The organism is Streptomyces sp. T028 (genome assembly GCF_048159505.1).
Taxonomy (GTDB): Bacteria; Actinomycetota; Actinomycetes; order Streptomycetales; family Streptomycetaceae; genus Streptomyces.
Window position 1 is genome coordinate 217,863 of record NZ_JBLRVZ010000026.1, and the last position, 13,177, is coordinate 231,039.

At 72.0% G+C, this 13,177-nt stretch carries 12 protein-coding genes; 4 read left to right on the forward strand and 8 right to left on the reverse strand.

Going from position 1 to position 13,177, the window contains the following annotated elements:
* Window positions 1-206 precede the first annotated feature (206 nt).
* Window positions 207-794: a TetR/AcrR family transcriptional regulator gene (locus tag ACLZN2_RS24905; RefSeq protein WP_416981224.1), complete on the forward strand. Its 588-nt coding sequence runs from the start codon at window positions 207-209 to the stop codon at window positions 792-794.
* On the opposite strand, the gene ACLZN2_RS24910 is transcribed toward ACLZN2_RS24905, so the two are convergent.
* From ACLZN2_RS24910 to ACLZN2_RS24945, 8 genes are read right to left on the reverse strand one after another with little or no spacing between them, the layout of a single operon-like run.
* Window positions 709-2,775: an FAD-dependent oxidoreductase gene (locus ACLZN2_RS24910; RefSeq protein WP_416981225.1), complete on the reverse strand. Its 2,067-nt coding sequence runs from the start codon at window positions 2,773-2,775 to the stop codon at window positions 709-711. The two genes, ACLZN2_RS24905 and ACLZN2_RS24910, sit on opposite strands and share 86 nt — an antisense overlap.
* The gene (locus ACLZN2_RS24915; RefSeq protein WP_416981226.1) at window positions 2,776-3,609 is read right to left on the reverse strand and encodes an SDR family oxidoreductase; all 834 of its coding nucleotides are present in this window, start codon (window positions 3,607-3,609) and stop codon (window positions 2,776-2,778) included.
* Window positions 3,606-4,790, reverse strand: coding sequence for an acyl-CoA dehydrogenase family protein (locus tag ACLZN2_RS24920; RefSeq protein WP_416981227.1), 1,185 nt, complete (start codon window positions 4,788-4,790; stop codon window positions 3,606-3,608). Before ACLZN2_RS24920 ends, ACLZN2_RS24915 begins: the two co-directional genes overlap by 4 nt.
* The gene (gene aroA / locus ACLZN2_RS24925) at window positions 4,787-7,738 is read right to left on the reverse strand and encodes a 3-phosphoshikimate 1-carboxyvinyltransferase (RefSeq protein ID WP_416981228.1); all 2,952 of its coding nucleotides are present in this window, start codon (window positions 7,736-7,738) and stop codon (window positions 4,787-4,789) included. Before aroA ends, ACLZN2_RS24920 begins: the two co-directional genes overlap by 4 nt.
* Before the next feature lie 44 nt (window positions 7,739-7,782).
* Complete coding sequence (locus ACLZN2_RS24930; RefSeq protein ID WP_416981229.1) at window positions 7,783-8,037, reverse strand: acyl carrier protein; 255 nt, start codon at window positions 8,035-8,037, stop codon at window positions 7,783-7,785.
* Window positions 8,034-9,134 carry a beta-ketoacyl-ACP synthase III gene (locus ACLZN2_RS24935; protein ID WP_416981230.1) on the reverse strand — a complete coding sequence of 367 codons (1,101 nt, stop codon included), beginning with the start codon at window positions 9,132-9,134 and terminating at the stop codon, window positions 8,034-8,036. The genes ACLZN2_RS24930 and ACLZN2_RS24935 overlap by 4 nt, the downstream gene beginning before the upstream one ends.
* Window positions 9,131-10,183, reverse strand: coding sequence for a 3-oxoacyl-ACP synthase III family protein (locus tag ACLZN2_RS24940; protein WP_416981231.1), 1,053 nt, complete (start codon window positions 10,181-10,183; stop codon window positions 9,131-9,133). Before ACLZN2_RS24940 ends, ACLZN2_RS24935 begins: the two co-directional genes overlap by 4 nt.
* 32 nt (window positions 10,184-10,215) lie before the next feature.
* Window positions 10,216-11,064: an arylamine N-acetyltransferase family protein gene (locus tag ACLZN2_RS24945; protein WP_416981232.1), complete on the reverse strand. Its 849-nt coding sequence runs from the start codon at window positions 11,062-11,064 to the stop codon at window positions 10,216-10,218.
* Window positions 11,065-11,342: 278 nt separating this feature from the next.
* Between ACLZN2_RS24945 and ACLZN2_RS24950 the strand changes: the two genes are divergently transcribed.
* The 3 genes from ACLZN2_RS24950 to fabG are packed head-to-tail and all read left to right on the forward strand — an operon-like array spanning window position 11,343 to window position 13,105.
* Window positions 11,343-11,798 carry a PaaI family thioesterase gene (locus tag ACLZN2_RS24950; protein ID WP_416981233.1) on the forward strand — a complete coding sequence of 152 codons (456 nt, stop codon included), beginning with the start codon at window positions 11,343-11,345 and terminating at the stop codon, window positions 11,796-11,798.
* 19 nt (window positions 11,799-11,817) lie between these two features.
* Window positions 11,818-12,363 (forward strand): flavin reductase family protein, encoded by a 546-nt coding sequence (locus tag ACLZN2_RS24955; RefSeq protein WP_416981234.1) that lies wholly within the window; start codon window positions 11,818-11,820, stop codon window positions 12,361-12,363.
* A 37-nt stretch (window positions 12,364-12,400) separates the two neighbouring features.
* Complete coding sequence (fabG, locus tag ACLZN2_RS24960; RefSeq protein WP_416981235.1) at window positions 12,401-13,105, forward strand: 3-oxoacyl-ACP reductase FabG; 705 nt, start codon at window positions 12,401-12,403, stop codon at window positions 13,103-13,105.
* Window positions 13,106-13,177: the final 72 nt, after the last annotated feature.

The window sequence follows — 13,177 nt, forward strand, 5'->3', positions numbered from 1 at the left end:
GTTGCGCCGGAAAGGCGTCGCGCATCTCGGCATGGCGTCGCGCGTCTCGGCACGGTGCGGTTCTGCGCGGCGCCGCACCGCCTCCTGGTCAGGCCCTGCCTCGACGTGCACGCTCGACCTCCAGGGAGTGCCGCGAAAGACCGGCCCACACTATACAACACGCGTTGCTTATCCATTTGGTGTCGTTCAGGCGGTAGTGTGGGAGGGTGCTGGAACCGACTGCAGAGACCTCGGAAAGCCGCGTCGACCCTCGGGTGCTCAGGACGCGTGCGCTGCTTCGCACGGCCGCGCTGGAACTCGCGTCGGAGCGCGACGCCGACACCATCACGATGGCCGACATCGCGGAACGGGCCACGGTGAACCGAGCCACCGTCTATCAGCACTACAAGGACCGGGACGAGCTGCTGCTCGCCGCCATGGAGAGCGAGATCACCGCTCTCGCCCGCGCCGCCGCCCGCTGCCCGCTCGCCCACCCGCCGGACCGGATGCCCACCGAGCTCGTCGAGCTCTTCCGGCACGTGGAGTCGAACGCCACGCTCTACCGGCGGATGCTGGGGCCGACCGGTACGGCACGGTTCGTCAACCGGCTCCGGGACCTGCTCGCCGACGAGGTCACGGCACAGCTGGGCACCCCGGGTGCCAGGCCTTCGGAGGCCCCGCCGGACGACTTGCGAGCGCACTACCTCGCCGGCGCCTTCATCGGTCTGATCACCCAGTGGTTGACGAGGCCGGACCGGCTGTCCGCAGAGGCCGCTGCGGCTGCCGCGTGGGAGGGGCTGCGGCGCGCCTCCTGAAGTCGCCGACCCGTTCCACCTCGTCGGCCAGCGCGTGCGCGGCCCGCATGCCCTCCTCCACCGCCCGCACCGCGTTCAGGTCCCGGGCGCCGGCGGCGCCGCCCGCTGACCGGTGTGCGACGCCCGCCGCGGCCAGCACCGGCCGCAGCGCGTCCACCGGTGACTGCCCGGCCGCGACCACCACGGTGTCGGCAGGGACGAGCCGCTCGACGTCGTCGGCGTCCCGCAGCAGGACCCCCTGCGGCAGCACGGCACGGTACTGCACTCCGGTCAGCCACCGGGCCCCGTTCCGGCGGAGCTCGGCCAGTACGGCCCACCGTGTGCTCCGGCCCATGCCTTCGCCGATGCGTCCCGAGCGGCGGAGGAGGCACACCTCGTGCTTCCGGTCGGCCAGCAGGTGCGCCAGGTCGACCGCGATGCCACCGCCGCCGATCACCACCACCCGGCGCCCGAGCTCGTCGGGATGCCGTAAGGCGTGCTGGTAGTCGACCACATGCGGCAGGTGCTCCCCCGGCAGACCGGCCGGGCGCGGGGCGGCCCCGGTCGCCAGGAGCACCCCGTCGAAGCCGCGCAGCAGGCCGGAGTCGGCGGCGTCGAGCGGCCGGTTCAGACGGATGGTCACGCCGAGCCTGCGCAGCTCGGCCGCGAAGTACCGGACGGTCTCGCCGAAGTCCTCCTTGCCCGGGACGAGCCGCGCCAGCCGGAACTGACCGCCGAGCTCGTCCGCGGCCTCGAAGAGCTCGACCTGGTGGCCGAGCGCGGCGAGCGCCCGGCCGCCCTCGAGACCGGCCGGTCCCCCGCCGACCACCGCGAGCCGGGCGGGGCGAGACCGTCTGCGGCCGCCCCGGGACCGCTGCGGGAACTCCAGCTCCCGGCCGGCCCGGGGATTGACCAGACAGGAGACCGGATCGTCGCCCAGCGAACGGTCGACGCACGCCTCGTTGCAGGCGATGCAGATGTTGGGCACCGCCCCGCCCGGGCGCCGTGCCTTGCGGACGATCTCCGGGTCCGCCAGGAAGGGCCGCGCCATCGACACGAAGTCGGCCTGCCCCGAGGCCAGTACCCGTTCGGCGAGCTCCATCCGGTTGATCCGGTTGGAGGCGATCACCGGTGTCTGCAGACCCGCTGCCCGCACCGCCTGCCGGATCCGGGCGGCGTGCCCGGTCCACGCGCCGGGCGGGACCAGGCTCTGCACGGTCGGCACCCGGGATTCGTGCCAACCCACGCCGACGTTCAGCGCGTCGGCCCCGGCTCGGGCCAGCTCGACCGCGAAGCGCCGGATCTGCGACGGGGTGCTGGAACCGGGCATCAGGTCCGTGCCCGAGATACGGAAGAGCACCGGGTAGCCGGGGCCGACCGCAGCGCGTACGGCGGCCATGACGGCAAGGGGGAACCGCATCCGCCGGGTGGCGTCGCCGCCCCATGCGTCGTCCCGCAGGTTGGTCAGCGGTGACAGGAACTGGTTGAGCAGATACCCCTCCGAGGCCATCACCTCGACCGCGTCGAAGCCCAGGTCCTTCGCCCGGCGGGCGCCGTCGTGGAAGCGGCCGATCACCGCCTGGATCTGCTCCTCGTCCAGCGCCGCCGGGAGCTCACCGCCGAAGCCGCCGGCCACCGCCGACGGAGCCACGGGGGTGTGCCCCGTGGCCCCTCGCGTGGTGGACCGGCCGGCGTGGAACAGTTGGAGCGCGATCCGCCCGCCCTCGCGGTGGACCGCCTCCGCCCAGGCAGCCATGGCGGGGTGCCGGGCGGGGTCGTCGATCCTGGCGTAGAGCTGTCCGCCCGAGCCCTCCGGGCTGACCGCGCAGCCGCCGGTGACGATGAGGCCGGCGCCGCCCCGGGCCCGTTCCGCGTAGAAGGCGGCCATCGCCGCACCGCCGTCCGCGCGGGCCTCGAGGTTGAGGTGCATGGCTCCCATAACGATCCGGTTGGCGACCCGCAGCCCACCCAGTGAGCCCGGGCGGAAGACGTGCTCCAGCACCTACGCCTCCCCGGTGGGCCGCTCGCCCGGGCTGAGCGGCGCCGAGGTGTCGGCGAAGAACGGCGGGGCGGCCACGCTCAGCCCGCCGTCCACCACCAGGGTCTGGCCCGTGATGTACTCGGCGCCCGGCGAGAGCAGGAAGGCGATGGTGTCGGCCACCTCCTGGACCGAGCCGGGCCGTCCCTTCGGAACGCGCTCGAGCACCGTGGCCATGTCGGCCATCCCCGGCACCCCGTAGAAGTACTCCAGGGAGTCGGAGTCGATCAGGCCGCCGTTGACCGCGTTCACGTTGATGCCGTACGGGGCGAACTCCAGGGCCATGTACCGGACCCAGGACTCGATGGCGGCCTTCATCGAGCCGAGCGCGGCGTACGTCGGGTAGGCGCGGATGCTGCCGTAGCTCGACAGGGCCACGATCCGCCCGCCGGCGTCCATCAGCCGGACCGCCTGCTGCGCGCCGAGCACGAACGGCCGCAGGTTCATGGCGTAGGTACGGTCCAGATGGTGCGGCTTCAGGTCGAGGATGTTCTTGAAGGCGCCGGCCGCGGCGTTGGAGACGAAGTGGTCCAGCCGTCCGAACTCGTCCTTCACCACGGCGAAGAGGCTCTCCACGCCCTCCACCGTCTCGACGTCGGCCCGCACCGCGAGACCGCGGCCGCCCGCCTCCTCCAGTTCGGCCACGGTCTTCTCGGCGAGGTCGGCGTTCTTCTTGTAGTTCACCACGACCGTGGCGCCGCCCCGGCCGAGGGTGAGCGCGAGCGCCCGCCCGATGCCGCGGGAGGCACCGGTGATCAGCGCCACCTGGTCCTGGAACCGCCCGTTCCGCACGGTCATCGGGCCGCCTCCGTCCGGTTCAGCAGTTCGCGGAAGACGACGGCCTTCTGGATCTCGTTGGTGCCTTCCTCGAAGCGCTGGGCCCGGGCGTCCCGGTAGACCCGCTCGATCGGGGAGGACTTCCAGTAGCCGGAACCCCCGTGCACCTGAAGGGCCTTGTCGGTGACCCGCCCGAGCATGTCGACCGCCGTCAGCTTGGCCATCGACGAGAGCATCGCGGCGTCGTCCGCCCCGGCCTCCCAGCGGCGTGCGGCGTGCAGGGTGAGCTGCCTGGCCGCCTCGATGTCCGCCTCGTTCTCGGCCAGCAGGAACTGAAGTGCCTGCCGCGAGGTCAGCGGCCGGCCGAACGTCACCCGGTTGCGGGCGTACTCCAGGGCGAGTTCCTGGGCGCGGCGGGCCAGCCCCACGCAGCTCATCGCCACCGAGATCCGCGAGGGTGTCAGGAATCCGCCCAGAGCGACTGCGAGGCCGTCCCCTTCGGCGCCGAGCCGGTTCGCCACCGGGACCGGCGTACGGTCGAAGGTCAGCCGGGCGTGGTCGGTGCCGGTGACGCCCATGGTCTGTGAGGTGTCCTCGACGGTCACCCCGGCGGCGTCCCGCGGCACCATCAGGGCGACCGTGCCCTCGTGTCCGGTACTGCCGGCCAGCCGCGCGGCCAGCAGCCAGTAGTCGCACCGCACGCCGAAGGTGATGAGGTGCTTGGCACCGGTCAGGTAGTACGTGTCGCCCTCCCGGACGACGCCGGAGCGGATGTCGGCGCCGGAGCCGGCGTCCGGCTCGGTGAGCGTGAAGGCGACCTTGAGCCGGCCGGCGATGGAAGGCAGTACGAACCGCTCCCGCTGTGCGGGGGTGGCGAACCGGTCCATCGCCCGCCAGGTCCCGTTGACCACGTGCACCACCATGCGCAGGGAGCCGTGGGAGCGGGAGAACAGCTCCATCAGGTCCATCCACTGCGGGAAGGAGAGGCCGCGCCCGCCGTACTCGCGCGGAGCGGCCAGCGACAGATAGCCCCGCTCGCGCAGCTCGGTCCACAGGTCCTCGGGGACCGTGCCCGTGCTCTCGATCCGGCGGGCCCACTCCTCGGCGGGTCCTGCCACGTACGCGGCGACCTCGGCCCGCAGTCGCTCGAACTCGGCCGGTGCGATGCCCGGCGCGGCCGGTGCAACCTCGGTGATGCTCATGCCTTCTGCTCCTGGAGTGGGGGTGCGCAGAGGGTCTCGGCCCACTGCCTGAGAACGAATTTCTGGACCTTGCCGGCCGGATTGCGGGGCAGCCGGTCGACCGGCTCGAGCCGTTCGGGCCAGTAGTGTTTGGAGACCTGGTGGTGGTCCAGGTACTTGCGCATCCCTTCCAGGTCGAGGTCGGCTCCGTCGACGAGCGACACGAAGGCGCAGGCGCGTTCACCGAGCCGCTCGTCCGGAGTGCCGACCACCGCGACCTCGTCCACCGAGGGGTGCTGGTGCAGCAGTTCCTCGATCTCGGCGACGGGGACCTTCTCCCCACCGCGGTTGATCACGTCCTTGACCCGGCCGGTGATGCGGACATGGCCGTCGGAATCGATGACGGCGAGGTCCCCGGTGCGGTACCAGCCGTCGGCCGTCCAGGCTTCGGCCGTCAGGTCGGGACGGTCCAGGTAGCCCACGAAGCCGGTGGGAGACCGGACCTCGAAGTTGCCCTCGAGGCCGTCCGGCAGCGTCCGTCCAGCGTCGTCGGTCACCCGGAGCCCGACCCCGGGCAGGGCCCGGCCGTCGGTGCCCCACACCTTCTCGGGCGGGTCGTCCGGCGCGGACAGCGATCCCAGGCAGGTCTCCGTGGTGCCGAACGCGCCGCAGATCGCGCTGCCGAGGACCGTGGTGGCCCGCTCGGCCAGGTTCCGCGGCACCGCGGCTCCGGTCACGACGACGGTGCGCAGCGTCTGCGGGGGTCGCTCCCCCGCCTCGACCTCCTTCAGCAGGTCGGCCAGGAACGGCGTCGCCGCCTGGACGAAGGTGGCGCCGTACCTGGCGGCCGCCTGCAGGGCGGTGCGCGGGTTCCAGTGCGCCTGGAGCAGCTGGGGCACCCCCAGGGTGACGGCCAGCCACATCCCGTAGAGGAAACCGGTCTGGTGTGCCAGCGGGGACGGGATGAAGACCACGTCACGGTCGTCCAGTCCGAGCCGTTCCGCCTGCAGCCGGACGGCGTGCCCGAGCGTGTCGTTGCGGTGCAGCACGCCCTTCGGCTCACCTGTGGTCCCTGAGGTGAACAGCAGTTGCGCCAGGGCGTCGGGGGCCGGTTGCCGGGCGGCGAGCGCCTCGGTGTCGACGTGCGCGGCGGCGGTCGCGGCGCCCCAGTCGGACCAGGTCACTCCGCCGCCGTCGGCGGGGAGTTCCACCGCTTCCCCGTCGGCCGTCACCACGGCCACATGGCGGACCCGGGCCCGGCCTGACGGGTCCTCGGCGAACCAGGACTCGGTTTCCCGGCGGTGGTCCCGGTTTCTGAAGGTGTCCGCGATCAGCAGCACGCGGGCGCCGGAGCGGCGCAGGGCGAAGGCCATCTCCCGCTGCCGGAGGATCGGCATGAGGGGGCAGCAGACGGCGCCGATCCGCAGCGCGGCGAGTGAGATCTCCACGAACTGGGCCCAGTTGGGGAGTTGGTAGGCCACCGCTTCGCCGGGTTGTACGCCGAGGGCCAGCAAGGTGGCGGCCGCGCGGTCGACCCGCTGGTCGAGTTCTCGCCACGTGATCGCGGTGTCGTACCCGTCCCGCACGTCCACGAGGGCCGTGCCGTCCGGGCGGTGCGCGGCCCAGTACCGCAGGTGCTCGGAGGGCGAGGCGGGCGGGGTGGGGGCGGGTCCCGGCTCGACGGACAGCCGCAGTCCCAGGCCGGTCAGGTCCGACAGGAATCCCGGGTAGGAGATCCGGTAGGCCTTCGGGTAGGTGAGGGTGGTGACGCCGTGTGCCCTGGTACCGGCCAGGGCGAGCGACATCAGGACCCGATGGTCGTTGTACGAGGAGACGCGCGCACCCGTGAGAGAGCTCACCCCGCGCACACGCAGCCGGTCGCCCTCGAGGGTGAGGTCGGCGCCCATGGAGTTCAGCTGGAGCATCGCGGCGACCCGGTCGGACTCCTTCAGCCGGACGTGCCCGATGTGCTCGAAGACCGTCTCCCCTTGGGCCAGGGCGGCCAGGGTGCACAGCACCGGGAGCATGTCCGGGACCTCCCGGCAGTCCACGGTCGTGCCGCGCGGCCGGGTGCCGTCGTGGCGGATACGGACGCCGCCCGCCTCCCGGTCGACCGTCATCGGCACGCCCATGCGCCGGACGACGTCGAGGAAGCCGATCTCGGGGTGGTCGGCCGGGTCGCCGTCGAGCCGTGTGATCCCGCGCAGCAGGACGTCGGAAGGGTGGACGGCGGCGGCCGCGATCCCGAACGCGGCGGAGCCGAGGTCCGGTGGAAGGGTCAGGTCGGCCGGCCGGGCGCGCTGCCCGGGGGCGATCTCGAACCGCCGCCAGTCGTCGGACACGGTGGCCCGCAGCCCGAAGCGGCGCATCATCGCCACCGTCAGCTCGACGTACGGGCGCTCGTTCAGCGCGCCGTCCACTTCCACGACGGTGGGACCGGAGGCGAACGGGGCGAGCAGGAGCAGCCCGGAGATCCACTGCGACAGCGTGCCCGGTATCACCACCCGGCCCCCGGTGGGCCGGCCGGGGGTCAGGTGCACGGGCGGGCAGCCGTCCGAGGAGTCCAGTTCGACACCCAGCTGCCGCAGCGCGTCGAGCAGCGGTCCGACCGGCCTGCGCCGGAAGTACTTCTGGCCGGTCACGGTGACGGGGGACTCCGCCAGTGAGGCGAGACCGAGCATGAAGTACAGCGTCGTGCCGGAGCTGCCGGCCGAGACGGTCTGCCGGCGCGGCCGGTAGCGGCCGCCGTGCACCACGTAGGTGTCGCCCTCGACGCTGATCCGGGTACCGAGGTCGCGCAGCATGCGGACGGTGTACTGCACATGGCGGGCGTCCGAGACGCCCTTGATCCGGCTGGTGCCGTCGGCGAGCGAGGCGAGGATCAGCGCGCGGTGCACGTGGTACTTGGAGGTGGGGACCAGCAGCTCGCCGCGCAGCGGCTTTCTGGTCGGCCTGACCATGAGATGCATGAACTGCCTTTCCGGCTCGTCGAGTCGGGACGGGAGTCGGCCGGTCAGGCCGGGATCTCACCGCGTTCGAGGTAGGCGACGGCCCTTCCCACGGTGGTGAGCCGGTCGAAGACGGCGTTCGGCACCTCGGTGCCGAAGCGGCGCTGGACCAGGACGAACAGCGACACGACGGTCAGCGAGTCAAGACTCAGGTCGTCGGTGAACGAGCTCTCCAGCGAGACGTCCTCGGCCGGAACCCCGGCGACCTCGTCGAGGATCTCCCTGAGGATCTGCAGGGTGTCGCTCTGAACAGCGGTCATGAACGGTTCTCCTTGGTGGGTGCGGTCGGTGGGGTCGGTGGGGTCGGTGCGGTGGTGGCCGGCAGGGGCGGTCCGGCGGGCGCCGGGGGCAGTCGGACGACCTGGCCGGCCCAGACGAGGCCGGTGCCGAAGGACAGCAGCAGGGCAAGCCCGCCGGGCCTGGCCTGGCCCGAGGCGAGCAGTTCCTGGATGGCGAGCGGGATCGACACCGCGGAGGTGTTGCCGTGAATCCCGATGCTGCGGGCCACCGCGACGTGGTCGGGGATCCCGAGCCCCTTGACCAGCTCGTCGGTGATGCGTGCGTTGGCCTGGTGCGGCACGAAGGAGTCGAGGTCCCGGACGGTCACACCGGCCCGCTCCAGCGCCTGCTCGGCCACCGGACCGAGCTGGTACGCGGCCCAGCGGAACACCTCGCGGCCGTCCATGGTGATCACCGGCCAGTCGGGGGCGGGCGCGTCGCGCAGCGCGGCCCACGAGTGGCTCTGCCGGATGGTCTCCTTGTGCGAGCCGTCGGAACCCCAGACCACCGGGCCCACGCCCGGCCGGTCGCAGGGTCCCACCACGGCGGCGCCGGCTCCGTCGCCGAAGAGGAAGGCGGTGTCCCTGTCCTCCCGGTCGAGCAGATCGGAGAGCCGTTCCACGGCGATGACCAGGACGTACCGGGCGCTCCCCACGGTGACCATGTCGGACGCCAGCGACAGCCCGTAGCAGAAGCCCGCGCAACCGGCCGAGATGTCGAAGGCACCCGGTGCGGCGGCGCCGATGCGGTGGGCGACACCGGCCGCGAGGGACGGGAACTGGTGCAGGTGGGAGACGGTGGAGACGATGACACAGCCGACCTCGGTGGCGGCGATCCCGGCGTGCTCGAGGGCCCGTTCGGCGGCGGTGGCGGCCATGAACTCCACCGTCTCTTCCGGTTCGGCCCAATAGCGGACCCGGATCCCGGAGCGGCTGCGGATCCAGTCGTCCGAACTGTCGATCCGCTCGCAGATCATCTCGTTGGTGACCTGCCGCGACGGCAGGTAGGTGCCGATGCCGAGCAGGCCGGTCAGGGCCCCCCGGAAGGCCGTACCGTGTTCTGGCGGCGGGGTGTTCACGCGGCCGCCACCGCCTCGAAGTCCGCCGTCCCGCACCAGCGGACCAGCGCCACGCCGATGCTCAGGCCCGAGCCGAACGCGGCGAGCACCACCTGGTCGCCGGCGGAGAGCCGGCCGAGGTCCTCGGCCTCCCGCAGTACGAGGGGAACGCTGGCGCCCGAAGTGTTGCCGTACTTCTGGATGTTGGTGACGGTGCGGTCGTCCGGTACGCCCAGGGCGGTCATGATGCCGCGGACGATGTACAGGTTGGCCTGGTGCAGGGCGAACAGGTCGACGTCCGACACCTCCTGTCCCGCCCGGGTCAGCAACTCGCCGATGAGCTTCGGTACTTCACCGACGGCGAAGTCGTGCACGGCCTTGCCCGAGAGCGAGGCGAAGTTGTCCCCGAAACCGCTGGTCAGCGGGCGGCCGTCGCGCAGGGTCCGCTTCTCGCGCGCGACCCAGACCGACTGGTAGCGGGACGGGTCGCTGTGCAGCAGCGTGAGGCCCACGCCCCGGTCGGGACGGCAGCGCTCCAGCAGGTAACAGGCCGCGCCGTCACCGAAGATCACCGCCGGTCCGGGGTCCTTCCAGTCCATGGTCCGGGTGTTGACGTCGGCGAGCACCACGGCGATCCGCCGGTAATCGCCGGAGGCGAGGTACTTGGCGCCGACGTCCAGGGCGAACACGCCTCCCGGGCAGGCCCCGCTGTTGATGTCGAATCCGGTCGCTTCGTGCGCGCCGGCCTTCTCGATCACCAGCATCGCCGTGGGCGGGGCCATGTTGTCCGGTGTGTAGGTTCCGCAGATGACGAGGTCCACCTCGGACGGATCGACGCCCGCCCGGGCGCACGCGTCCTTGAGCGCGGCCGCCCCCAGATCCGAGGTCCACTCGTTCTCGCCCGCCATCCGGCGGGTCTCCACGCCGATGTTCTCCCTGATCCAGTCGTCCCGGGTGAGGAGGATCTGCTCCAGGTCGGCATTGCTGACCGACTTCTCTGGGAGATATCCGCCGACCGCCCGAATTCCCACGCCCCAGGACCGCTCCCGCGGCGTTCCGAATATGCCCATTCGAGGTTTCCTGTTCATTTCCGTGAGCCGGTTCAGATGATTCGGCGCGCGTTCTCCCGCCGGTTGGCCCTGGCCTTCCGCCAGGCGTCGGCCGCTTCTGTCAGAAGGGCCGGATGGCCGGCCAGCACCTCGCCCAGGGCCTGCTCGGCGTCCTTCGGGTCGGCGAGATAGTCGATCGTCTGGGCGCCGTTGCGGGCCCGTACGACGTTGTCGCCCAGGACGACGACCTTGCCGTCGGCCAGGGTGCGGGAGCAGAGCACGCTTCCGGTGAGCGGGGAGTCCTCCGCCTCGAGGTGGAAGTCGACGATCCACGCGTAGTCGGGGATGTCCAGCGGCTGCTCCGCGAAGCGGTAGACCGGTGCCCAGTCGCCGTCGGTGCCGGCGCGCAGCAGGACCGGGCCGCCGTCCTCGCGTACCACGCGGAATGTCCAGCCGGCCTGCTCCTGCGGCGCACCGGAGACGTCCAGGGGCTGCGGTGGGGAGAACATCAGGAATCCCACGTCGACGAGCCAGGTGGCGCCCTCGGCCTCCACCAGGAGCACCAGGTGGTCCCAGTGCGGCCACCAGTCACCGCCGACCCGCCACATCTGCGCGGCCACCAGCCGCACCTCGAAGCCGGCGGCCCGCAGGAAGTGGCCGAACAGCGGAGTGGCCTCCAGACAGGTGCCGCCGCGGTGCCGACGGACCAGCTTGTGGAAGATGTCGGCGTACTGGAGCGAGGGCCGCACCCCTTCGAGCGATTCGAGCATCTCGTAGGGGATCGAGCGCAGATGGGCCGTCACCAGAGCACGCAGGCAGTCGGCGGTCGGCTCGATCGGACCCTCATGGCCCAGGCGTCGCAGATATGCCTCCCAGGGGAGCTGCTCGGAGTCCGGAGGCATGGAGGAATGGGAAGTGAATTCCAAGGGGTTCTCCGATAGCTCGGGACACGGGAGTCCGGCGGTTCCACGAAACATTGCCGGGATGAATCCTGCGGGACTGGATTTGCGCTTATAAGACCCGACTGCCCTGCTCGATGGTCCACCCCGATGCCATCGCCCCCGGTGGGATTTCGGGTACCTGGATCAGGTCTTGGCCGGCCCTGCTCGGGCGCGCGACAGTACGGAAATACGCCCGGTGGCGAACTCCGCTCGGGCCCGCGCCCCAGGAGAGGAGACCTATGGAGAGCAAGGCCGTGAAGGCCGAGGCGGCCGGGCCGGCATCGGGCCTTCCGCCCCGCAGCCTTCTGTCCGTGCCGCCCGGGCTGACGGAACGGCAGCTGGCCACGCGGATGGGCATCGAGATCGTGTCGTGGGACGCGGACCGCCTCGTCGGCACGATGCCCGTGGACGGAAACCAACAGCCGTTCGGCTGGTTGCACGGTGGCGCGAACGCCGTGCTCGCCGAGACCCTCGGCTCGGTCGCGGCGGGGATCCACGTCGCCCCCAGAGGAACGGTGGCCGGGCTCGAACTGTCCTGCACCCATCACCGGTCGGCCCGCAGTGGCGTCGTGACCGGCGTCTGCACCCCGCTCCATCAGGGAAACCGGGTCGCGACGTACCAGGTCTCCATCACCGACGACCAGGGGCGGCTCACGTGTACGGCCCGGCTGACCTGCCTGGTGTACAAGCGCTGAACCCGAGAGAGGGGAACGCATGTCGATGCATGTGGCGCAGCTGCCGGGCGGCACGGGCGGCCGCACCGTGCACGCGGAACCGGACGCCGCGGTCTTCCGCCGGACGATGGGTCTGCTGCCCACCGGCGTCACGGTGATCACGGTCGGCAGCGGCGGGGCGACCGAGGCGGTGACGGCGAGTTCGGTCGCCTCGATATCGCTCGACCCCCTGCTGGTGCTGGTGAGCATCGGTGCGACCGGTCGGCTGCGCGGCGCGATCGAGGACGCCGGCGGTTTCGCCGTGAACGTCCTGGCCGAGGACCAGGCGGAGCTGTCCGCGGTGTTCGCGGCGCGGGACCGGCCTCGCGGGCTGCCCGCTCAGGAGCGCCTCGGCGGGTGGGTGGGCGACAGCGGGCACGTGCTGCTCACCGGCGCCGTGTTCTCGCTCGAGTGCCGGACCGAGCACCGCTACCCCGGTGGCGACCACGTGCTCTTCCTCGGCCGGGTCGGCGCCGTGCACGTTGCCGATCCCGTCCGGCTGCCGCTGATCCACCATCAGGGCGGTTACGCCGCCCTCGAACACTGACCGATCCATGAACCGATTCGAGAAGGAGCACAGGACAGTGGGACGTTCGGTACTGGTCACAGGCGGCAACCGCGGCATCGGACTCGCGGTGGCCCGGAGGTTCGCCGCGCACGGCGACGCCGTGGCGGTCACCCACCGCGGCTCGGGCGCCCCCGACGGCCTGCTCGGCGTCAAGTGCGACGTCACGGACGCCGCACAGGTGTCCCAGGCCTTCGCCGAGGCCGCGGCGGCGCACGGACCGGTCGAGGTCCTGGTGGCGAACGCCGGCATCACCGAGGACGGGCTCTTGATGCGGATGAGCGACGAGCAGTTCTTCCGCGTGGTCGAGACCAACCTCGGCGGTGCCTTCCGGGTCGCCCGCCAGGCGGCCGTCGACATGGTGCGGCGGCGAAGCGGGCGGATGGTCTTCGTGTCCTCCGTGGCCGGCCTGCGCGGCTCCGCGGGCCAGGCCAACTACGCCGCCGGCAAGGCCGGCATGGTCGGCATGGCCCGCTCCCTGGCCCGTGAGTTCGGCCCACGGGCCATCACCGTGAACGTGGTCGCCCCCGGGCTCGTGGACACGGACATGACCGAGGGACTCGGGGAGCAGCGCCGGGCGCAGATCCTCGGCGAGGTGCCGCTGGGCCGCAGCGCCTCCCCCGAGGAGGTCGCCGAGGCGGTCTTCTGGCTGGCCTCGCCTCAGGCGGCCTATGTCACCGGTGCCGTGCTGCCGGTGGACGGCGGACTCGGCATGGGGCACTGAACCGGCGCAGCACACCGCACCCGTCGGCGACACGGCCAAGGTGGCGGGCCCCGGAGCGTTCCGGGGCCCGCC